Source organism: Thalassotalea sp. 273M-4 (assembly GCF_041410465.1).
GTDB lineage: Bacteria > Pseudomonadota > Gammaproteobacteria > Enterobacterales > Alteromonadaceae > Thalassotalea_A > Thalassotalea_A aquiviva.
In genome coordinates this window covers 149,035-170,816 of record NZ_CP166961.1, presented here as the reverse complement: position 1 = coordinate 170,816, position 21,782 = coordinate 149,035, and the positions used below count along the sequence as shown (strand labels likewise).

Here is a 21,782-nt window from a genome sequence, read left to right as displayed (position 1 = left end):
GATTAACCTTCCCGGGTTACGCGTAATACTTCTTCTAAAGTTGTTAGACCGGCCAACACTTTATTAAAACCATCGGTACGAATACTTGAAGTTTTACTGCGCACGTACTTTTCAATCGCTTGCTCACCTTTGCCGGTATGGATCATCTCACGAATATCGTCATTGACAACCAATAACTCATGGATCCCCGTGCGGCCACGATAACCGGTAAAGTTACATTCGGAACAACCAATGGAGCGATAAATTAATGCATTACCATCGCTTATACCAAGCAACTGCATTTCTTCTTCACTGGGGTGATGCGCCTCTTTACAAACTGGACATAAGGTACGAACCAAGCGCTGTGCTAATACGCCAAGCAAACTCGATGACAATAAGAAAGGTTCAATCCCCATCTCTTCTAAACGGGTGATCGCACCAGCAGCGGTATTGGTATGCAGAGTTGATAATACCAAGTGACCGGTCAAACTTGCTTGTACCGCAATTTGCGCGGTTTCAATATCACGGATCTCACCGACCATCACCACGTCGGGATCTTGACGTAATATGGCTCTTAAACCTCGGGCAAAAGTCATATCGACTTTGGTGTTCACCTGCGTTTGGCCGATGCCTTCAATGGCAAATTCAATCGGGTCTTCAACCGTTAAAATATTGCGCTTATTCGAATCAATTTGCGTTAAGCCTGCATATAAGGTGGTACTCTTACCCGAGCCCGTTGGTCCGGTCACCAAAATAATCCCATGTGGTTTGCTGATCACATCGGTAAATGATTCTCTTGCTGCGTCAGTCATCCCTAAGTCTTGTAAATTCAAACGAGCAGCATTTTTATCTAATAAACGTAAAACCACACGCTCGCCATGACTTGATGGCATGGTTGAGACTCGAACATCTACCGCTCGACCACCAATTCGAAGTGAAATACGACCATCTTGTGGGATCCGTTTTTCGGCGATATCAAGTTTTGCCATAACCTTGATTCGCGATACCAACATTGAAGCCAATTTACGATTAGGCTTTAACACTTCACGCAAGACACCATCGACTCGAAATCGAATTTTAAGCACTTTTTCAAAGGTTTCAATGTGAATATCGGAAGCATTTTCTTTAATGGCTTCACTTAACATCGCATTGATCAATTTAATGATTGGTGCATCATCTTCATTTTCAAGTAAATCTTCTGCTTCGGTGATTTCATCGGCTAAGGAATACAAATTGGCCTCATTGCCAATATCTTCCATCATTTGTTTGGCTTCCGATGAATCCCGTTGATAGGCTTCGGTCAGCAAGCGCTCAAAGGTTTCTTGAGAATGCGTAACAATGTCAAAACCTCGGCCGGTAAAGCGTCGAACTTCTAAAATGGCATCGACGCTCGCGGCATCCGTACAATGCAACACAATGTTTTGATTTTCATCTTGAATCAGCAAGACATTATGCCGATTAGCAAAACCAAACGGCAAAGAGCGAAAACCCTCAACATTGATTGCTTGTTCAGGCAATGGCGACTGCATATCAGAAGTAGATAATTCGATCTCGCTGTTGTTATCAACAGCGTCTGTAGGTAACGAAGCCGAGTTATTCATCATCCTACCCTACTGTTGACCTGTCGGTGGCAGCTCAGATGTGCCTGTTGCACCGTCTTGGTCTTTATTTTCCATGTAACTTTCAAATGTTGGCGGTAGCTCTAAGTTACCCCCCCACTCTGGCAGTAACGGCAATTTAGCATCGTCCATTAACGATAGACCTTCTTCTTGCTTACGTAACTCATCGGCTCGAATGTAATTGTATTTTTCACGTGAAATTGAATTGAGTAATTCACCATCACGAATAATAGACGGTTTAATAAACACCATTAAGTTACGTTTACGGGTGTTACTCCCGGTGGAACGAAACAGAGCACCAAGTACAGGAATATCGCCTAATAAAGGTATTTTCTGCGTACTTTCTTGCACATCTTCGTCAATCAATCCGCCTAAAATAATGGTAGAGCCATGATCGGCCATCACCACGGTTTTGATTTCACGCTTATTGATCGCCACATCAACGCCGGTTGCACCACTGACACTCGATACTTCTTGCTCAATGGTTAATTGCACTCCACTGCCTTCGTTTACCTGCGGGGTAACTTTTAGTTTAATCCCCACTTCTTTACGATCAACGGTTTGAAAAGGGTTCGAGTTATTACTGCCGGTGGCCGAGCCTGTAATAATCGGTATTTCTTGGCCCACAATAAAGTAAGCTTCTTCATTATCTAAGGTGGTGATACTTGGCGTCGCCAAGATATTTGAATTGGTGTCAGAGCTAACGGCTTGCACAATGGCGCCCCAGTTGTCATTGACGACACCAAACATCATTCCATTAACACTACCTAGCAATTGCGCCAAGATGGAAAAATCACCGTCGGTATCTGGGTTTTTGGTGGTCACTGGATTACCGTTACCATCAAGGGTTGTTACCGTGGTACCGGTCTCCCCTTCGGCGGCTTCAAGTCCTGCGGCCACCCCACTAATTGGCACAACACCATTGGTATATTGGGTAAAGCCACCTTCTTCGTGGTACCACTGCACTCCTAGCTGAGCGCCGTCACTTTCAAATACTTCAACAATAATGGCTTCAACATGAACCTGGGCACGACGAACATCCAATTGGCGAATAACGGACTCTAAAGAACGTAACATGTCGGGTTCTGCGGTAATAACCAAAGCATTGGTATCTTCATGGGCTTCAATGCTGACGTTACGCTTTGATGAACTGTTCCTTGCTTGCGCTACAGAAGTAGAACTAGAAGGGTTAGAATTTTGCTGCATGCTATCGCTTACCTTTTGCATAACCGTGACCAAATCACTGGCTTTTGCATATTTAAGGTAATAAACACGGGTATTGCCTGAGCTCTCTAATTCACTGTCTAAGCGATTAATCAAGCGCACAATGCGATCACGAGCTTGGCCTTCACCACTGATGATCACAGAGTTGGTGCGATCGTCGGCGACAATTTTAGGGATAAGAAAAGCAGGGGTATCGGATTTACCGCTGGCTGGCTTATTGATGTTTTCAATAATACGTACCATTTCACTTGCTGATGCGTGTTCTAGCTTAACAATTTGTACATCTTGATCGCCAGCGCGATCAACGCGAGTAATAATGTTAACCAAACGATTAACAACCGATGCGGTGCCGGTTAACATGATCACATTCGACGGCTCATAATGCACCACATTACCGCCCCCCGCTTGGTCACTCAATTGTCGTAACAACGGGGATAATTCTCGTACGGAAACATTCTTAACTTCAACAACTCGCGTTACCATTTCATCTCCAATGGCGGAGTCATCATCAGCAACAACCGGTATTGATGAGCTTTTCGCGTCCTTGTCTGGAATAACCTTAATGATATTATTTTCCATCTTAACGACAGCGTAACCATAAACTTCAAGTACATTGAGGAAGAATTGATAATACTGTCGTTCGGTCAATAAGTCGTAACTGCGAACGTTAATCTTGCCTCGAACTTTAGGATCGATAATGATGGTCTTTTGCAGGTTTTTACCGACGATATTAATGAATTCGGTAATATCTGTGCCTTTGAAATTAGGTGAGTATTGCGCATCAGATTGGGCTACAACTGAAACACTAAAACACATCCCTAAAATAACAGTGATGTTAACTAACCATCTTTTTATTGCTGTTGCGCGAAAGTGAAGGCGCATGAAACTCTCCAAAATATTCATTATTTTAATCTTAGTGATACACTGTGTTGTTCGCCGTTACGGTCGACAAGTAAATCGACCTGTTCAGCTTTTCTTAATTCCATTAATGCCTGCTGGGCTTGGCGCATATCACTGAGATCGCGACCATTAATTTGCAATGCAACATCGCCTGATTTAAGTCCAACTTCATTAAAAAATTCAGGATCTCGATTTGGCATTAATCGATAACCCACGACTTTCCCTTCTTTTCTCTGGGGTGAAATTCTTATGTAATCTGTTAATTTAGCAGGATTTTGCAAAATATCTGCTCGTATATTAGCGACCTTTTCTCTTAAGTTTTGTAGCTTAGGACCGGTATTTTCGAGTTCCTGCTGACGGCTAAAACGAGATTTAAGCTGAGATCCCTTAACACCATTAGAGGGCTTATTATCAGTAACCTCAGGTACGTCTTGGGTGTATTCAAATCCATCTAACATCAAGGTTTCCATGCGACCAGAACTGCTGATGATAACCCGATCTGAATACACTTTTTTTAATACCGCTCGGGTACCCGCGATTTTATCATCAATACCATAGGTTTCTTGTTTACCTTGCGATTCGATAATCGCAGCAGCGACCTTATCATCATTTGATGCAACTAAACCGGTTAAGGTTAAGCGTAATTTAGTTTGCGGCGCAGATGTCACTTTTGGGGTAACTTTAGGCGCAATAACTTTTGCGTTGAATTCACCGAATAAGTGTAATTTTTTTACTTCCTCGAGTTGAATACTATCTCGTTTACTAACCAAAGATTGATTAGATGATACCTCGATCATAGGAGGGGTGGCAGAATGAGAAGAAAACATCGACCAAGTCAGGGTCGCTAGCATGTAAGCGATGTACACAAGAATTCCAACGAATAGGGTTTGGGTTAAGCGCTGTTGAAAAGCCCCCCCTGCTAAAAACTGAAATCTCGCTGAAACTGAAGTAAAATCCATACTGTTTTTTTAACTAGTTATAATAAGTATATCCCTCTGATGATACTTGAGCGAAAGGATAGCAACAAGACCTAGTGCATATTTTTAATTCAATTTTGTCGATTCTGTAACCCAAACTGGTAAAAAACAAGCGGTTATGTTAATTTCGCGCTCAAAGAGGCTCTTAAAAATTATGACAAAACGAAACCATAAAAGTTCTGAGTCCAACGATGCTGTTCGTATTGATAAATGGCTTTGGGCAGCACGTTTTTATAAGACCCGCGCTATCGCAAAACAAATGATAGAAGGCGGTAAAGTGTTTTATAATGGACAAAGAACGAAATCTAGCAAGATTGTTGCATTGGGCGATAAAATTCGAGTTCGCCAAGGCTTTGATGACAAAGAAGTTATCATTATCGCTTTAGCCGATAGACGCAAAGATGCAACATTCGCACAAACGTTATATCAGGAAACTGAAAGCAGTATTAAGACCCGGGAAGATAATACTCAGGCCAGACGACAAGGCATATTATTGAGTCCGGCCAGTGATACCAAACCCGATAAAAAACAACGCCGTCAAATCCGACAGTTTAAAGAAAGGACATAATGTGGCTACTCCATCAGATATATTGAATCGCTACCTTTTTGAAGATTTACACGTACGAGGTGAGCTTGTACAACTGGATGAAAGTTTTAAAGAAATCATTGAAAATCATCAATACCCAGACCCCATAAAAGCATTATTGGGAGAGTTGATGGCAGCAACGTGTTTATTGACCGCGATGCTAAAGTTTGAAGGTGAAATCTCAGTACAATTGCAAGGCGACAAAGCGGTAAAATACGCGGTGATTAATGGTAATCATAAGCAACAAATGCGCGGTATTGCAAGCTTACAGCAGCATATCACGGGTAGCTCTATTTCAGATCTTTTTGGCAAAGGCACCATGGTGATCACCATCACCCCTGAACAAGGTGAAAGATACCAAGGCGTTGTTGCACTAGAGGGCGAGACCTTAAGTGAATGCCTAGAACATTACTTCGCAACATCAGAGCAATTAGAAACTAAAATTTGGCTATTCGCCGATGCTGAAAAACGCGTCGCGGGTGGCAGTTTATTACAAATTATTCCCGATTCTGACGACAAGCAAAAACAACTTGATGATTTTCAACATATCAGCCAACTCACCGCGACGATAAAAGCAAAAGAGCTATATGAACTCGACGCGCAAGAATTGCTTTATCGATTATACCATCAGGAAAAGGTGCGACTGTTTGATCCACAATCCGTGTCCTTTGTCTGTGGTTGTTCTGAAGATAAATGCTTGTCGGCTATTGCAAATATGGGCAGTGATGCGATTGTTGAGCATTTACAACAACATCAGCATATCAATATTACCTGTGAATTTTGCCATACCAATTACCAATTTGATAAAGAAAAATTAGCGCCTTTGATTGAGCCCAAAGCTCAACATTAATGACCTTCTTGCTCACCACTAAATTCACCCTAGTAGTCTAGCTTATCTCAGGTGAATTTAGTGGCTAGAGGGCATTAGTGTAATGTCGGCTCAGACTTTGACTCATCTTTCTTAGTTACCATTGCGTCCACCTAAAACCAAACGCATTCAAGTTTTGCCCAACATCCAGCATAGAGTGTTACCCCAGATTCACTAAACCTGATCTCTTTCTTTTGCCAAGCGTCTTTATGCTCATAAAACTTAGCGCAGATAACGTCCTTCTAATAAATCCATAAAGCGCTAATTTTAAGGGCTTTTATGTTGCTTTATTGAATTGATAAAGGGGTTAACTATACTCTGCAGTCAATGCATTTACTCAGCTCTATATTATCGCTAAGTAAATCTACCCTTAGGTGATTGGCATTAGATGAATATCTCCTTGATGATTAAATAGAATGAGCACAAGTAGAATGACAAACATTGACGCGATAGATCATTAGGTAGAACAAAACAATGAAAGTTAGGCTGAAAATTTAGATCAAAATCAACCGTTAACAGACACATTATTTTTCCCAACATCTCGCTATGTCCTTAAATAGCTAGTTCGCTCTCACAACACTCATTTAGTAACCGCAAATGAAAGTTTCCAAAAAAACTTTCATAAAATCGTGCAAATCACTTTCAATTGAAATTTATATTAGCTACCATTCGACTCACAACAAGAGATTCTAGAATTATTACTCTAATACCTAGGAGCAGGTCATGACGACAACGCCAAAAAACATTGATTTAACACGTTACGGGATCAAAACATCGCAAGAAATCATTCACAACCCACCTTATGATGTTCTTTTTAAAGAAGAAACTAAAGAAAACCTAACAGACTATGAACGTGGAAAAATAACCAATACCGGAGCTGTCGCTGTCGATACGGGTATATTTACTGGGCGTTCACCAAAAGACAAATACATTGTCAAAGACTCGTTAACCAAAGACACCGTGTGGTGGTCTGATCAAGGTAAGAATGATAACAAACCGATGTCGAGTGAAACTTGGCAACAATTAAAAGATCTGGTTACAGGCCAGCTTTCAGAAAAGCGTTTGTTTGTGGTGGATACTTTTTGTGGCGCGAATGACGACACACGACTAAAAGTTCGCTTTATTACCGAAGTCGCATGGCAAGCCCATTTTGTGAAAAATATGTTTATTCGCCCAACCGACGAAGAATTAGTCGATTACGAACCCGATTTTGTGGTGATGAATGGCGCCAAGGTCACTAATCCAAATTGGCAGGAACAAGGGTTAAACTCGGAAAACTTTGTCGCCTTTAATTTAACCGAACGAATTCAACTCATTGGCGGTACTTGGTACGGTGGTGAAATGAAAAAAGGCATGTTCTCGGTGATGAATTATCTATTACCACTTAAAGGAATTGCCTCAATGCATTGCAGTGCGAATGTCGGTGAAGACGGGCATACGGCAATATTTTTTGGTTTATCTGGAACGGGTAAAACAACCCTTTCTACCGATCCCAAACGGCAATTAATTGGTGACGATGAACATGGCTGGGATGATAATGGTGTCTTCAATTTTGAAGGCGGTTGCTATGCTAAAACAATCAACCTGAGCCAAGAGAGTGAACCAGACATATATAATGCGATTCGCCAGGATGCTTTGCTAGAGAATGTGGTGGTTGATGATGAGGGCAACATTGATTTTGCCGACAGTAAAAAAACTGAGAATACCCGGGTTTCTTATCCGATTTACCACATTGATAACATCGTTAAACCAATATCAAGGGCAGGCCATGCCAATAAAGTTATCTTTTTGACCGCCGATGCATTTGGTGTGTTACCCCCTGTTGCAACATTAACTCCTGAGCAAACTGAGTATTATTTCTTGTCTGGATATACCTCAAAGCTCGCAGGTACAGAGCGTGGTATAACGGAGCCGACGCCAACGTTTTCCAGCTGTTTTGGCGCCGCATTTTTAACCTTGCATCCTACCCAATACGCCAAAGTACTGTTGGCAAGAATGCAAGCCAGTAACGCCAAAGCATATTTGGTGAATACAGGTTGGAACGGTAGCAATAAACGCATATCAATAAGTGATACCCGTGCCATCATCGATGCTATTTTAGATGATTCAATTGACCGTGCGGATACGACCACCTTACCGATATTCAATTTACAAATTCCACATTCATTGGCGCATGTAAATCCAGCAATATTGGACCCTCGAAGCACTTATCCAAACGCTGATATTTGGGAGCAAAAGGCCGAAAGTTTAGCCGGCAAATTTATTGATAATTTCAATAAATTTACCGACACTGAGGCAGGTAAAAAGTTGTCTTACTTTGGGCCAAAGCTTGATGTGGTAACGGCATAATCACCAGATTAACCTGCGCCATGCACAGAGGTTAACCCCTGTTATTACGATAAACCCACTTTATTGTGGGTTTTTGTTTTTTAACACCACGGTTTTTAAGCAAAAAATTTGACGATATAAGGTTTTTTGACTAATTTTGATTTAGTTGTTTCTTTTTCATACTCATGAATTTAAGACAGTTTCTCTTGCTGTGTACTCTAAATTCAAAGTTAACTTTGATTTTTAATTTTTCCTTGCACCAAGGATTGGTGATAGTAACGATAAGCCCCTATGACCATATTAGACCAAGATATTCCACTGCGAGAAAATCTATTTTATACCTTGCAAAAGCACACAATCTTTTGGCTGTTATTAATCTTAACGGCAATTTTTGATTACCTTTCTACCATTCATTTTATGACCGAAGGGAGCATTCACACCGAAGGCAATGGCGTGGTACGCTTTTTAGCGCTAGAAGTTGGTATGTATGTTGGTGTGTTTATAGGTAAATTGTTGCAATTAGGTTCGGCCTTGTTGTTTTGTGCTTTATCTCGAAACCTATCTAAAAAAGTAATTCTGGCGCTGGTTTTAGCCAATAATATTGCTGTTTATTTAAATACTCAGGTATTTTAGGTACTCGTCGGGATTTATATTAGGCTAAGGGTAATTCGACCTTCGCCACTAATCCCCCTGACGGCCTATTTTCAAGACTTACTTTTCCACCATGACCATCGACAATGCGTTTGACGATGGCCAGCCCTAAGCCACTGCCTTGAGTACCTCTGGCAATATCTCCTTGAGTAAAAGGTTGAAATAGCCTGTCAATATGTTGCGCCTCAATACCTGGCCCCTTATCACTGATCATAAAGTACGCTTTTTTGTCGGCTTTATTGATGCCTGATACAACCTCAATATCTTGTTCAGAGTATTTTAGGGCATTTTGAATCAAATTTGCGATAACTCGCTTCATGGCGGCATAGACCATAGGTATCTTAATTTCCCCGGTTAACTCGGCGTTGATATGAATGTTAGGTATCGACTCTTGTTTCACGACCTCAGATAAAAGCGCATTTAAATCCGCGACTTCAGATTTATCCATCATTTCATGACGAATATAATCAATAAACTGATCGATGATCGCATTCATATCATCGATGTCCTTCTCAATACCCTCTTTTAAGTAGCCTTCATCTTCGCTCATCATTTCACTGGCCAACCGAATGCGCGTAAGGGGGGTTCTTAAATCATGAGAAATACCCGCCATTAATAAACTTCGGTCCGCTTCTAGTTGTTTAATACCCGAGGACATTCGATTAAATGCACGAGTCACAGCTTTCACTTCTGTTGAACCATGCTCGGCTAAAGGGTCTGGAAATTGACCACGCCCAACATCATGAGCGGCTCTTTCAAGCGCCTTTAACGGACGATTAAGTTGTCGGACAAATAGCCAACCACCCGCGACGCTCAGGCCGCCAATAAGGACTAAATAAAAGATGAGAGGCGAAAAGTTTGATTCTTCGAAACCGGTTAGAGGAATTTTCACCCACAGATTTGGTGCCTGTGGAGGTCTGATCCAGAACAAATACTCTTCACCCTGAAATATTCTCACTTCGGCTTCACCGTCAAGCAGTTCAGACATTTGTTTCGATAAATAAGGAAAATGACTGGCGTCAGCTAAGCCAAGCCTTAAAGCATCGCGCTCACGGTAGACACCAATACCGGTTTCTTGATGAAAGGCTTTCGCCAATTTGGGGCTAAAAGAGTCATTACCGGCATCAATAAACACCACTTTGACCTGCTTTGCCAACAGCTGATTTATTTGCTGCAGGCTGGGCTGGATCACATATACTGCCACCGATAAATAGGAAACAACCTGATTGATTAACAGTAAAAAGCCAATAAGCAATACCGTTTGGCCAAATGCACTCTTAGGTAATAACTTCATCACACAAGTTAGCTAGCAGCACTACCATCGGGTACAAATACATACCCCAAACCCCAAACCGTTTGAATATAGCGCGGGTTAGCTGGGTCTTGTTCAAGCATCCGTCTTAGGCGCGACACTTGCACATCAATACTGCGCTCTAGTGCAGAATAATCACGACCACGAGCCAAATTCATCAGCTTATCACGTGATAGAGGCTCTCGAGGGTGGGTTATTAAGGCTTTTAATACCGCGAATTCACCCGAGGTAAGCGGAATAGATTGTTCACCGTTGCGCATTTCTCGCGTTGCTAAGTTTAAGCTAAACTTGCCAAACTCATAAACTTCTTCTTCTAAAGAAGGTGCTCCTGGCGCTTCTTGTGTTTTACGTCTAAGCACCGCTTTTACTCGCGCCAATAATTCTCTAGGGTTGAATGGTTTGGGCATGTAGTCATCGGCCCCAAGTTCAAGCCCAATAATGCGGTCGACTTCATCGCCTTTGGCCGTCAACATAATGATGGGAATTTCATTTTCTGCGTGTCGTAAACGTCGACAAATAGACAAGCCATCTTCACCTGGTAACATTAAGTCTAAAACCAATAAGTGAAAATTCTCTCGCTCAAGTAAGCGATCCATTTGCTCCGAGTTTGCGGCGCTTCGCACCACAAAGCCTTGCTCAACCAAATAGCGTTCCAATAAGGCACGCAAACGCATGTCATCATCGACAACCAGAATTTTTGGTGTTTCCTGTCCCATAATCCCATCTTCTTTCTTTTTTAATAGTTAGCACTATAAGCTAATACGGTTAGTTTTCAAAAATTTATATGTAAATTTTTTAGCACCACTTTGTTACAAGTTGTTGCAAGGACGCTTTGATGGTTTATTTGTCTGATTTCGAATTCAGTTTCTGCGAGCGATAGACTAATATACTTAGCTTGCATAACAGGAAAGAGAAAGATATGCGTACACAAATCATTACCCGTGAGGGATATAATAAATTAAAGCAAGAACTTGATGAGTTGTGGCGTGTAGAACGCCCTGAAATCACGAAAAAAGTTGCTTGGGCAGCCAGCCTTGGTGATCGTTCCGAAAATGCCGATTATCAATACAACAAAAAAAAGCTCAGAGAAATTGACAGAAGAGTTCGGTACTTAACAAAGTCTTTAGAAAACTTACGAATTGTCGATTATTCACCAGTACAAGAAGGTAAAGTGTTCTTTGGTGCATGGGTTGAAGTAGAAAGTGAAGCAGGCCAGGTTTTGCGCTTTCGAATTGTTGGTTACGATGAAATTTTTGGCCGTAAAGATTACATCTCCATCGACTCGCCGATGGCCAGAGCTTTACTTAAAAAGCAAGTTGATGATGAAGCCGTTGTACTTAGCCCTGAAGGCGAAAAAGTTTGGTACATAAACAGCATCAGTTATCAGCAAGAAAATCAATAAACCTTTGTTTATGCATCTCGGTATGCGTTAAAATAGCCCGTAAAGTTCAGGCTTACATAGTAACAACAAACAACACCTTACAGTTTGTTAGGACATGGCCAGAATACCATATATTTCATCGTGCAGCCTGAGTTGTTGCACGCAAACGAAGGGCATCGGAAGTTCTTTCAGGATCCAATATACATGTTTAATATTTCACAACAGATCGCTCAAGAATTAAACGTAAAATCTGTTCAAATTGATGCTGCTATCTCTCTTTTAGATGAAGGGGCAACCGTTCCTTTTATTGCTCGTTATCGAAAAGAAGCAACTCAAGGACTGGACGATAATCATCTACGTCATCTTGAACAACGATTACAGTACTTACGAGAATTGCATGCTCGCAAAGCGTTGGTATTAAAAAATATCAGCGCCCAAGATGCGTTAACCCCGGCGTTAAAAAGCCAAATAGAGCAAATAGATAATAAAACCGAACTAGAGGATTTGTATTTACCCTATCGCCCTAAGCGTCGCACCAAAGGACAAATAGCAATTGAAGCGGGACTTGAACCGCTAGCCAACAGTTTATACGACAACTGGCATTTAGATCCTGAGCAAGAAGCAAGTAAATACTTAAACGACAGTATCACCGATACGAAAGCGGCACTCGATGGCGCTGCCTTTATTTTGATGGAACGTTTTGCCCAAAACGCACCTCTATTGCAAAAACTGCGCAAGTATATGCAGCAAAATGCTCATTTAACCAGCCAAGTCATTGCCACAAAAGCAGCTCAAGGTAACAAATTCAAAGATTATTTTGATTACTCTGAAGCTTACAAGCAGGTGCCTTCGCATCGTGCTTTAGCACTGTTTCGTGGTCGTAATGAAGGCATTTTACAGCTCAGTTTAAATCCTGATCCAAGCCAAGATAAACAAAGTGAATCAAGCTGTGAGCAAATGATCCGCGATCACTTTGGCTTGCGCTTAACTCAGCAACCTGTGGCAACATGGCTTAATCGCGTCGTTAAATTAACATGGCGAGTCAAGTTGGCGTTAAGCCTAGAAACCGAATTACTCGGCAGTTTACGTGAGCAAGCCGAAACAGAAGCTATTAACGTCTTTGCCAATAATCTTAAAGATTTACTGATGGCGGCTCCGGCAGGACCGAAAGTCACCCTGGGCATTGATCCTGGGATTCGAACCGGTTGTAAAATTGCCATTGTGGATGCAACGTCAAAGCTCTTATACACCACCACTATTTACCCCCATGAACCGCAAAATCATTGGGAAAAGTCGAAGCGCACCCTTAGCAATTTAATCAACCAATATAAAGTTGAATTAATTGCCATTGGCAATGGGACCGGCTCTCGCGAAACGGATAAAATGGTGGGAGAAGCATTCGCGACCTTATCGAATACTAAACCGCGTAAGATCATTGTTTCAGAAGCTGGTGCGAGTATTTATTCTGCATCCGAATTTGCCGCCAAAGAGTTCCCAGAGTTGGATGTGTCTTTGCGTGGTGCGGTTTCGATAGCCCGTCGCTTACAAGATCCATTGGCAGAATTAGTAAAAATTGAAGCCAAAGCCATTGGGGTTGGTCAATATCAGCACGATGTTAGCCAAAGCAAACTAAGCTTAGCGCTTGATGCGGTGATTGAAGATTGTGTGAATGCGGTCGGCGTTGACTTAAACAGTGCTTCGGTGCCATTGTTGCAACGCGTCTCTGGTTTAACAAAAACGATGGCGCAAAATATCGTGCAATATCGCGATCAAAACGGCGCATTCAATGCGCGTAGCCAGTTAATGGATATTCCTCGTTTGGGCGCGAAAGCTTTTGAACAAGCAGCGGGTTTTTTACGAATCAGAGACGGTCAAAATCCACTAGACTATACCGGTGTACACCCAGAAAGTTACCCTGTTGTTAAAGATATCCTTGCCCAAAACCATCTTTCTCTGGCGGACTTAATAGGCCAAGCCGATGTGATTAAAACCTTAGATCCATCCGCTTATATTCGTGATCAATTTGGTTTACCAACCATTAAAGATATTTTGGCCGAATTAGAAAAACCTGGTCGTGATCCTCGCCCAGAATTTAAAACCGCAACCTATCGAGAAGGGGTCAATAGCGTGGCCGACTTAGAGCAAAATATGATCCTTGAGGGGGTTGTATCTAACGTCACTAATTTTGGCGCCTTTGTTGATATTGGTGTGCATCAAGACGGATTGGTTCATATCTCATCATTGACAGACAAGTTTGTCAGCAATCCACACGACATTGTTAAAGCGGGTGACATTGTAAAGGTGAAAGTATTGGACGTTGAGCAAAATAGAAATCGCATTACTTTAACCATGCGTCTTGATGAAAAACCCTCATCGGGTTCCAAACCTGCAGGTAAACAGCCAAGCAAACCGCACTCTTCAAATAAGAGCTCAAAAAACCAGAGCAAGGGTAAATCAAAACCGGCCAATAGCTTAATGGGTAATGCCTTTGCTGAAGCTTTTGCCAAAGCAAAGAAATAGCAGACCATAGTTCACATTGGTCAAACGGCTCACAGAGCCGTTTTTTTTGGCCTAAAATTTGTATACATTAGTGGTTCGTCCACAACCTTTTACTTGGATAGTTGCCATGAAAATCGTAATTGCGCCCGATTCTTTTAAAGAAAGCTTAACCGCAATGCAAGTTGCAGAAGCCATAGAGCGAGGGTTTAAACAGGTGTTTAGTGATGCCTCGTTTTATAAAGTACCGATGGCTGATGGTGGCGAAGGCACTGTCCAAGCAATGATTGATGCAACCGATGGCGAAAAAGTATTTGTTGAAGTGCATGACCCATTGCACCAAAAAGTGACAGCCTTTTATGGTTTATTAGGCGATAAACAAACCGCGGTTATCGAAATAGCAGAAGCGTCTGGTTTACATTTAGTCCCTAATGAGCAACGAAATCCATTAATCACCTGCAGCTTTGGTAGCGGGGAATTAATTAACCACGCCCTTGCACAAGGGGTTAAACACATCATTATTGGTCTTGGTGGAAGTGCGACCAATGATGGTGGCGCAGGCATGCTAAAAGCTCTTGGGATCAAGCTATACGATAACAAGGGCCAAATATTACCTCCAGGTGGTGAGGCCCTTAAAAACCTCGCGAGCATTGACACCACAGCAATCAATCCAAAACTAAAGCAGGTAAAGATTTCTGTCGCCTGCGATGTCAACAATCCCCTTTGTGGTCACCTTGGTGCAAGTTATATTTTTGCACCACAAAAAGGCGCCAGCAGCAAAGATGTGGAATTACTTGATCAAGCGTTATTGCATTATGGTAATAAGCTCAAACAACATTGCCAACAAGATATCTTAAATATCCCTGGCGCAGGTGCCGCTGGAGGTATGGGAGCTGGATTAATTGCGCTGTTAGATGCCAAATTGATGTCAGGGATAAAGCTTGTCAGCCAAACTTTAAAGCTTGCCCAAACCATCAAAGAAGCGGATTTAGTGATCACCGGTGAAGGTCGAATTGATCAGCAAACCGTGTATGGTAAAACACCCATAGGCGTTGCTCAGATAGCGCAACAACATCAATGTCCGGTTATTGCTTTTTGTGGCAGTTTAGGCAAAGGGCACAGCGTGGTTCATCAACACGGCATTGATGCCGTGTTTCCGATTATTCCTGCCCCGATGAGTTTATCAGAGGCGTTAAACCAAGGTGTTGAAAACATCACAACGACCGCCAGAAACGTGGCAGCCGTGTTAGCACTATAAAGCTGTCAGACTTTTGAGTTTTAGAAAATTTATCTAGAAAATTTATAAAATTACGCCTATGGTAAGTTCTAGTGTGTGATTTTTGACAACCTAATATGACTAAAATTCTTGCGTTTTCAGGTAGCAGCCGCAAAGGCTCGCTGAATCAACAAATGGTGAGTATTGCGGCGCGCGGGGCGCAAGCCAAAGGCGCTGATGTTACGGTGATTAACTTAGCAGACTTTGATATGCCTATTTTTTGCCAAGATTTCGAATTGGAATATGGGATGCCAGAAAAAGCTCAAGACTTTAAAGAATTGTTGCTAAACCACAATGGTATGTTGATCGCCTCACCAGAATATAATGGTTCATACAGTGCGTTATTAAAAAATGCATTAGATTGGGCTTCTCGTGCCAACAGTGCCGATGAAGTCCCCTTAAGCGCCTTTAAAGGTAAGTTCGCGATGATTATGTCAACCACGCCAAACCCTCTTGGTGGTATCCAAGGATTGGCTAATTTACGTATCTTACTCACTCATCTTGGGGTCACAGTATGCCCAGATCAAGTTGCCATTGGCCAAGAATACTCAGCTTTTGTTCAAGGCAAATTGGTTGATGAATTTAAGCATAAACAAGTACTCGCCCTAGGCGAAAGTCTACACCAGTTATTAACCAAGCTGGTGTAGCTCCTTTAAAGCAATGATTTACCATCTAAAAATTGCTTTACTCGTCACCATTTCGTTCGCTTCTCGCTTTATGCTGACCTCTATGCTTGTGCATTTTGCGCGAGCGCTTGGCCATCGTTTGTTTTAGTTGTTGTTTTTGTTCGTCATTTAAGACATTAAATATTTGATTCATTGATTGTGCTTTCAACAAACCAATCTTATCTTTCTGTTCACTTGCGAGTTGCTGTAAACGCACAAATTCTTGACTATCAAAACTTTCACTCATCATTAAAGCCGAAAATTGTTCACGCTTAACCGGCATGCTTTTTTTGAGTGCCATAAGTTGTGATTGTGTTTGTACTTTAATCTCTTTTATCTGTACTTTTTGCGCATCACTTAAGTTCATTTTTTTGATGATGGCATGAAAACCGCCATCTTGGGAATAACCACGATGGGGCTTAGGATCTTTGGCCATAGCATTCATCGATAAACCTAAGCTCACAATACTAAACAATAAAATAATTCGTTTGCTTATACCTGTCATATCAAGTCACCTTTAATATAATTAAGTTAATTTTTACTTGGAGCAATTTCGCCTCAAGCGCTTAATCACCATCTTAGCCTTTGTTTTGTAAAGATGTGCAAGCTCAACGTAAAGATTAAGTAAAGATAATGACGTACATTTATTTCCTGTTTATTATCTAGTTATTGAATGATTTAAACGAGTTTCACACACTATGAAACCACACATCCTCGTTATTGATGATGACCAAGAATTGACAGAGTTACTCAATGAATTTCTCTGCTCTGAGGGCTTTTTGGTGAGCCTTTGTCACGATGGTGTTAGTGGCCTTAATCATGCTCGTAAAGCAAAGTATGATTTGATTTTACTTGATGTCATGATGCCCGGGCTGACAGGATTTGAATTATTAACCGCGTTAGGAGGGCATCATCATACCCCGATATTAATGTTAACCGCCAAAGGTGACGATTATGATAGAGTGCTAGGACTTGAGCTTGGTGCTGACGATTATTTAGCCAAACCATACAACCCCAAAGAATTATTAGCACGTATCCATGCGATTTTAAGAAGAATAGATATTCTTAAGCGGCAACAGAAACAACACACGTTAAAGCTTAATCACATTCAGTTAGATCCCGCTACTAGAGAAGTATTACATCAGCAAAAAAGTATTGCTTTAACCGGCACTGAGTTTGAGATTTTACAATTGCTAATGGAACACAGTGATAGCATTGTTAGTAAGCAAACCATCTCTAAAAAAATCTTAAATCGCAACCTTATGGCGTACGATCGCAGCATTGATATGCACATGTCTAATATTCGCAAAAAATTGCATATACACGAAGGTGACGAAAAAATTAAAACCATACGTGGCGTTGGCTATGTATTTGTCTCAGGGCATGCTCAATGATAAACATTAAACACATTATCAACTCGATTACCGTTAAGATGTTCTTAGGCTTTTGGTTAATTGCAATTGCAGCCATTTTGATCACAAGATGGGTGTCGTTTCAATACATGGAATTTAACCATATAGCGCCTATTTCAACCTTTGAGCAGAAAAAAATTGCGCCTATTATCGCAAAGGTGCAAACGACCTTACATCGGCATCGTTTTAAGCCCATTAAAAGTCTGCTAAAAAATAAAAAGGTATTCCCCAAACAAATATGGCTACAATCAATTCAAGATAATACCTTGTATACCAATAGCCAAAATACCCGTAAATCACGGGTAAAGTACATTGAAGGACTTAAGCTTGAAGAGCCGGTAAGTATTCACTTACCGGATTATCATGTTTTAGGGCCTTATCAAGTATCTCATAACGGTATGGACTATCGTCTATACCTTGGCAGACCGATTAGCCGGCATGATTTTGGCGCGCTACTCAATCAAATTCCAGCGTGGTTAAAAATCGTAACCACCTTACTCGTTACAGGTACCTTGTGTTGGGCATTATCGTTGGCGCTACTAAGACCCATTAAACGATTGACACAAGCCAGTCAGGCCTTTGGCGCAGGCGATTTTTCAATCCGTGTGCCTGAATTTAAAACCCGTCATGATGAAGTGGGTCAACTTGGACAAGCATTTAACGATATGGCTGAACATATTCAACAATCAATGAATGCCCAGCAACGTTTACTCGGCGACATTTCTCATGAGTTACGCGCACCGTTAACTCGTTTGCAATTAGCCTTAAGTTTGGCCGAAAAAATCGAACATAATAGTCCTGAGCTCGACAAATACTTGACCCGTTTTGATATTGAAATCAACCGCCTAAATGTCATGATAGAGCAAGCATTACAACTGTCCAAATTAGAGAATCAATTAACAGCTCTAAATTTTAGTCATATCGATGTGATTGCCATATTGGTTGATATCATCAACGACGCTCGCTTTAGTGCTCAAAGTAAAGAAATCGATATTGATCTGCAATTGCCTGATCAACAAGCTGATGGACTTTTTATGATGGCTGATCAAACACTACTTTGCAGTGCGATTGAAAACATTATTTCCAATGCTATACGTTACAGCCCAAAGCAGGGGATGATCACAGTAAAACTAGCGATTAAACATAAGCACCTGATATTAAGCATTAGTGATCAGGGACCAGGGGTTGATAAGAGCCAGCTTAGCCAAATTTTTAAACCTTTTTATCGTACCCAACAAGCGAGGGATAGGCTCAGTGGCGGAACCGGTCTTGGGCTTGCCATTGCCAAACACGCAATAGAAAGTCATGGTGGACAGGTTCGCGCTAAATTAGTGAACCCTATGCAAGAAGATGCACCTGGCTTAAACATTATCATCACCTTACCTTTAGAGCCAAAAACTTAGTTATTTCACCTATTTATCGGCTATCCATTCAATTTGTTCTAAGGTTATAATACATTCAAGCCAATGCCAAAAGCCCTTAGTCATGGTACATACTTTGACTTGTGCGCTTTTGCTATAACAACATGTTGATATTATGCGACAAATTTTAATTTTTCTAATTCTGATAGGCTGTAGCTGTTTTATGACCAAAGCACATGAATTTTCTCTTGAGGAGACCTTGTTAGAACGCTATCAAAGCGAAATTGCCAACGTTTGGAAACAAGGTGAGTTTCGTTACTTTAACAGCTTTGATGGGCTGCATATCCATTATGCCTTGTTTGATTTAAAACCGGCTGCCCCTTGGATAGTGATGTCACCGGGACGGGTAGAAAGTTATATTAAGTACAAAGAGCTCACCTATGACCTCATTAATCAGGGCTATAATGTCGCCATTATTGATCATCGTGGTCAGGGCCTATCTGATCGAATGCTCGATGACCCTCACAAAGGCTATGTCCAACATTTTGATGATTACGCCAAAGACTTACAACAGTTTATAACCACCATTGTGCAGCCAAAAGCCAAAAACAACCTGTTTTTGTTAGCCCACTCTATGGGCAGTGCAATTGCTTTGCGCCACGAACAATTATTTGGCCAACAGTTTCAGGCCATCGCCTTAACATCGCCAATGATCGCCATTAAACCTGGGAGTATTCCACCCTGGTTAGCCAAGCCCTATATTTACCTATATAACTTTTTCGATGGTTGGTTTAACGAGCAGTCCTCATACCTTAAAGGCTATGGTCCATATAAAGCTAAGCCATTTAAAGATAATGACTTAATGCAGTCGAGTATGCGTTATCAACTGTTTCGACAAGAGTACCAAGACAATCCCAAGGTGCAACTCGGTGGAACGACCTACCGCTGGCTACAACAGGCGTTTAAAACCGAGTCGAAAATATTTCAACAACTTGGTAAGTTAGCGACTCCAGTACTTATTTTGCAAGCTCAAAATGATACGGTGGTGAGAAACGATAAACAAAACGAATTCTGTCAAAAGCTGGCAAAGCTAAACAAAGACGGTTGTTATAACAAGCAACCTATGGTCATTGAAAACGGTTTGCATGAGTTGTTATTTGAAACAGACAAAATCCGCAATACCACATTAAATGCGATCATAAATTGGTTTAAAACCAAGTCTTAAGTCGTCATCACACCGTCATCGTTGGCGGTGTTCAGTCACTAATGATATTGGGTCTTGATGAATAAACACTTCAGTATCTGAAAATGTTGCCAACAACATTTGTTCTACTTGATCTGAAATTTGATGGGCTTCAAATAATGACAAGTCATCATCTAACTCAAGGTGAAATTGAATAAACCGGGTTGGGCCAGCCTGTCTGGTGCGTAATTGATGAAAACCATGCACTTGTGGGTGTTTGGCAATTATATCCTCAATGACTTTTCGGTCTTGCTCACTCAACTCTCGATCCATTAAATCTTGCAGGCTTTTGATCACTATTTTTATTGCCCCAACAAACAAGAACACCCCAACAATGACGGTATAAAGTCCATCAGCTTGGGGCCACTGATATTGATTTAACAGCAGGGCGATAATGACCCCTAAATTGAGCAATAAGTCGGACTGATAATGCAAACTGTCGGCGGTTATGGCAACCGAGTCGGTTTTAGCGATTACCTTTTTCTGCAAAAGAACCAGCGCCAAGGTAAGCACAATCGCCAAGAGGCTAACGCCAATAGCGACATTAGTATGCGTCACTTCAACCGGGTCGTAAATACGATTAGCACCATGAAATAACAATAAAATAGCCGAGCCTAAGACAAACGAAGACTGCATTAAGGCGGCTAAATTTTCGGCTTTACCATGTCCAAATTTATGCTTTTCATCGGCAGGTGCTAATGAAAATCTTATCATAATAAAGCTTAATAAAGAGGCAAATACATCCAGTAGCGAGTCGGTAGTAGAAGCTAGCATGGCACCAGATCCCGATACCCACCAGGCATAAAGCTTGGACAATAACAACACCAAAGCAACGGCCACAGCGCTTTTACTTGCCAAAGTGACTAAGTCTGCGTAGGTATATTGGCCTGCTAATTTTGTCTCGTTTGTCTTATTTTTCATTAAACATATCCATATCGAAGCAAGATGTTTGCTAACTGCCAGTTTATGAGTAGACTATAGCCATTGTATAGCAAATTCATTGATTTTTAACCCAAATGCTAGATATCGTACTTTTTGAACCAGAAATTCCGCCAAATACGGGCAATATCATTAGATTATGTGCCAATAGTGGTTATCGCTTGCACCTCATTGAACCTTTAGGTTTTGATATTGAAGATAAACGCTTGCGCCGGGCTGGCCTGGATTACCATGAATTTGCCAATATTAAGCGCCATAAAAATTTTGACGAGTTTATTAAAGCAGAACAGCCTGCCCGTATTTTTGCTTCCACCACCAAAGCAACACGTTTTCATGCCGATGTGACCTTTGAGATTGGCGACTATATTATTTTTGGTTCAGAAACCCGTGGCTTGCCCGACTCCGTAAGAGATCAAATCCCTGATCAGCATAAAATCAGGATCCCGATGCTAGGAGGTTCAAGAAGTATGAACCTAAGCAACTCGGTCGCGGTTATCGTTTATGAAACTTGGCGCCAATTAGGGTTTAATGGCGCAATTTAAACAAATTTCAGCAGCCATCTAAA

At 41.4% G+C, this 21,782-nt stretch carries 19 protein-coding genes; 12 read left to right on the top strand and 7 right to left on the bottom strand.

Annotated features, from left to right (window positions below):
- Positions 1-2: 2 nt before the first annotated feature.
- The 3 genes from gspE to gspC are packed head-to-tail and all read right to left on the bottom strand — an operon-like array spanning position 3 to position 4,681.
- Positions 3-1,583, bottom strand: coding sequence for a type II secretion system ATPase GspE (gspE, locus tag ACAY00_RS00715; RefSeq protein WP_371375863.1), 1,581 nt, complete (start codon positions 1,581-1,583; stop codon positions 3-5).
- 6 nt (positions 1,584-1,589) lie between these two features.
- Positions 1,590-3,704, bottom strand: coding sequence for a type II secretion system secretin GspD (gene gspD, locus ACAY00_RS00710; protein WP_371375861.1), 2,115 nt, complete (start codon positions 3,702-3,704; stop codon positions 1,590-1,592).
- A 20-nt stretch (positions 3,705-3,724) separates the two neighbouring features.
- The gene (gene gspC, locus ACAY00_RS00705; protein WP_371375858.1) at positions 3,725-4,681 is read right to left on the bottom strand and encodes a type II secretion system protein GspC; all 957 of its coding nucleotides are present in this window, start codon (positions 4,679-4,681) and stop codon (positions 3,725-3,727) included.
- A 172-nt stretch (positions 4,682-4,853) separates the two neighbouring features.
- On the opposite strand from gspC, the gene hslR reads away from it, so the two are divergent.
- The 4 genes from hslR to ACAY00_RS00685 all read left to right on the top strand — a co-directional run bounded on the left by hslR (position 4,854) and on the right by ACAY00_RS00685 (position 9,114).
- Positions 4,854-5,267, top strand: coding sequence for a ribosome-associated heat shock protein Hsp15 (gene hslR, locus ACAY00_RS00700; protein ID WP_371375854.1), 414 nt, complete (start codon positions 4,854-4,856; stop codon positions 5,265-5,267).
- A 1-nt stretch (position 5,268) separates the two neighbouring features.
- Positions 5,269-6,135 carry an Hsp33 family molecular chaperone HslO gene (gene hslO / locus ACAY00_RS00695; protein WP_371375852.1) on the top strand — a complete coding sequence of 289 codons (867 nt, stop codon included), beginning with the start codon at positions 5,269-5,271 and terminating at the stop codon, positions 6,133-6,135.
- Positions 6,136-6,876: 741 nt separating this feature from the next.
- Entirely contained in the window at positions 6,877-8,502 is a 1,626-nt protein-coding gene (gene pckA / locus ACAY00_RS00690) for a phosphoenolpyruvate carboxykinase (ATP) (RefSeq protein WP_371375849.1), read from the top strand.
- Between the two features lie 270 nt (positions 8,503-8,772).
- Complete coding sequence (locus tag ACAY00_RS00685; RefSeq protein ID WP_371375847.1) at positions 8,773-9,114, top strand: hypothetical protein; 342 nt, start codon at positions 8,773-8,775, stop codon at positions 9,112-9,114.
- 19 nt (positions 9,115-9,133) lie between these two features.
- On the opposite strand, the gene envZ is transcribed toward ACAY00_RS00685, so the two are convergent.
- Both envZ and ompR read right to left on the bottom strand, forming a co-directional pair.
- Positions 9,134-10,426 carry a two-component system sensor histidine kinase EnvZ gene (gene envZ / locus ACAY00_RS00680; protein ID WP_371379475.1) on the bottom strand — a complete coding sequence of 431 codons (1,293 nt, stop codon included), beginning with the start codon at positions 10,424-10,426 and terminating at the stop codon, positions 9,134-9,136.
- Between the two features lie 8 nt (positions 10,427-10,434).
- Entirely contained in the window at positions 10,435-11,160 is a 726-nt protein-coding gene (gene ompR / locus ACAY00_RS00675) for a two-component system response regulator OmpR (protein WP_371375844.1), read from the bottom strand.
- 203 nt (positions 11,161-11,363) lie between these two features.
- Between ompR and greB the strand changes: the two genes are divergently transcribed.
- The 4 genes from greB (at position 11,364) to ACAY00_RS00655 (ending at position 16,244) form a co-directional block, all read left to right on the top strand.
- Positions 11,364-11,846: a transcription elongation factor GreB gene (gene greB, locus ACAY00_RS00670; protein WP_371375841.1), complete on the top strand. Its 483-nt coding sequence runs from the start codon at positions 11,364-11,366 to the stop codon at positions 11,844-11,846.
- Between the two features lie 183 nt (positions 11,847-12,029).
- The gene (locus ACAY00_RS00665) at positions 12,030-14,345 is read left to right on the top strand and encodes a Tex family protein (protein ID WP_371375838.1); all 2,316 of its coding nucleotides are present in this window, start codon (positions 12,030-12,032) and stop codon (positions 14,343-14,345) included.
- A gap of 106 nt (positions 14,346-14,451) precedes the next feature.
- Positions 14,452-15,579, top strand: coding sequence for a glycerate kinase (locus ACAY00_RS00660; RefSeq protein WP_371375835.1), 1,128 nt, complete (start codon positions 14,452-14,454; stop codon positions 15,577-15,579).
- Positions 15,580-15,674: 95 nt separating this feature from the next.
- Positions 15,675-16,244, top strand: a complete 570-nt coding sequence (locus tag ACAY00_RS00655) for an NADPH-dependent FMN reductase (RefSeq protein ID WP_371375833.1) — start codon at positions 15,675-15,677, stop codon at positions 16,242-16,244.
- 37 nt (positions 16,245-16,281) lie between these two features.
- Here the strand turns inward: ACAY00_RS00655 and ACAY00_RS00650 are convergent, their stop codons facing one another.
- The gene (locus ACAY00_RS00650) at positions 16,282-16,767 is read right to left on the bottom strand and encodes a Spy/CpxP family protein refolding chaperone (RefSeq protein WP_371375830.1); all 486 of its coding nucleotides are present in this window, start codon (positions 16,765-16,767) and stop codon (positions 16,282-16,284) included.
- Between the two features lie 193 nt (positions 16,768-16,960).
- Here ACAY00_RS00650 and ACAY00_RS00645 point away from each other — a divergent pair, with 193 nt between their 5' ends.
- From ACAY00_RS00645 to ACAY00_RS00635, 3 genes are all read left to right on the top strand, one after another.
- Positions 16,961-17,656: a response regulator gene (locus ACAY00_RS00645; RefSeq protein ID WP_371375827.1), complete on the top strand. Its 696-nt coding sequence runs from the start codon at positions 16,961-16,963 to the stop codon at positions 17,654-17,656.
- A complete protein-coding gene (locus ACAY00_RS00640) occupies positions 17,653-19,077 on the top strand; it encodes an ATP-binding protein (protein WP_371375824.1) in 1,425 nt (474 codons plus the stop codon). Before ACAY00_RS00645 ends, ACAY00_RS00640 begins: the two co-directional genes overlap by 4 nt.
- Positions 19,078-19,258: 181 nt before the next feature.
- A complete protein-coding gene (locus tag ACAY00_RS00635; RefSeq protein ID WP_371375820.1) occupies positions 19,259-20,260 on the top strand; it encodes an alpha/beta fold hydrolase in 1,002 nt (333 codons plus the stop codon).
- Between the two features lie 15 nt (positions 20,261-20,275).
- Here the strand turns inward: ACAY00_RS00635 and ACAY00_RS00630 are convergent, their stop codons facing one another.
- Complete coding sequence (locus ACAY00_RS00630; RefSeq protein ID WP_371375817.1) at positions 20,276-21,199, bottom strand: cation diffusion facilitator family transporter; 924 nt, start codon at positions 21,197-21,199, stop codon at positions 20,276-20,278.
- Positions 21,200-21,294: 95 nt separating this feature from the next.
- Here ACAY00_RS00630 and trmL point away from each other — a divergent pair, with 95 nt between their 5' ends.
- A complete protein-coding gene (gene trmL, locus ACAY00_RS00625) occupies positions 21,295-21,759 on the top strand; it encodes a tRNA (uridine(34)/cytosine(34)/5-carboxymethylaminomethyluridine(34)-2'-O)-methyltransferase TrmL (RefSeq protein ID WP_371375814.1) in 465 nt (154 codons plus the stop codon).
- Positions 21,760-21,782 lie beyond the last annotated feature (23 nt).

Bases quoted from the DNA above. Each gene is read 5' to 3' on its own strand.
- ACAY00_RS00665 (WP_371375838.1), top strand. From the start codon at position 12,030: ATGTTTAATATTTCACAACAGATCGCTCAAGAATTAAACGTAAAATCT.
- ACAY00_RS00655 (WP_371375833.1), top strand. From the start codon at position 15,675: ATGACTAAAATTCTTGCGTTTTCAGGTAGCAGCCGCAAAGGCTCGCTG.
- greB (WP_371375841.1), top strand. From the start codon at position 11,364: ATGCGTACACAAATCATTACCCGTGAGGGATATAATAAATTAAAGCAA.
- ACAY00_RS00660 (WP_371375835.1), top strand. From the start codon at position 14,452: ATGAAAATCGTAATTGCGCCCGATTCTTTTAAAGAAAGCTTAACCGCA.
- hslR (WP_371375854.1), top strand. From the start codon at position 4,854: ATGACAAAACGAAACCATAAAAGTTCTGAGTCCAACGATGCTGTTCGT.
- ACAY00_RS00630 (WP_371375817.1), bottom strand. From the start codon at position 21,199: ATGAAAAATAAGACAAACGAGACAAAATTAGCAGGCCAATATACCTAC.
- gspD (WP_371375861.1), bottom strand. From the start codon at position 3,704: ATGCGCCTTCACTTTCGCGCAACAGCAATAAAAAGATGGTTAGTTAAC.
- gspE (WP_371375863.1), bottom strand. From the start codon at position 1,583: ATGATGAATAACTCGGCTTCGTTACCTACAGACGCTGTTGATAACAAC.
- trmL (WP_371375814.1), top strand. From the start codon at position 21,295: ATGCTAGATATCGTACTTTTTGAACCAGAAATTCCGCCAAATACGGGC.
- ACAY00_RS00650 (WP_371375830.1), bottom strand. From the start codon at position 16,767: ATGACAGGTATAAGCAAACGAATTATTTTATTGTTTAGTATTGTGAGC.
- envZ (WP_371379475.1), bottom strand. From the start codon at position 10,426: ATGAAGTTATTACCTAAGAGTGCATTTGGCCAAACGGTATTGCTTATT.
- ACAY00_RS00645 (WP_371375827.1), top strand. From the start codon at position 16,961: ATGAAACCACACATCCTCGTTATTGATGATGACCAAGAATTGACAGAG.
- ompR (WP_371375844.1), bottom strand. From the start codon at position 11,160: ATGGGACAGGAAACACCAAAAATTCTGGTTGTCGATGATGACATGCGT.
- ACAY00_RS00635 (WP_371375820.1), top strand. From the start codon at position 19,259: ATGACCAAAGCACATGAATTTTCTCTTGAGGAGACCTTGTTAGAACGC.
- ACAY00_RS00640 (WP_371375824.1), top strand. From the start codon at position 17,653: ATGATAAACATTAAACACATTATCAACTCGATTACCGTTAAGATGTTC.
- ACAY00_RS00685 (WP_371375847.1), top strand. From the start codon at position 8,773: ATGACCATATTAGACCAAGATATTCCACTGCGAGAAAATCTATTTTAT.
- pckA (WP_371375849.1), top strand. From the start codon at position 6,877: ATGACGACAACGCCAAAAAACATTGATTTAACACGTTACGGGATCAAA.
- gspC (WP_371375858.1), bottom strand. From the start codon at position 4,681: ATGGATTTTACTTCAGTTTCAGCGAGATTTCAGTTTTTAGCAGGGGGG.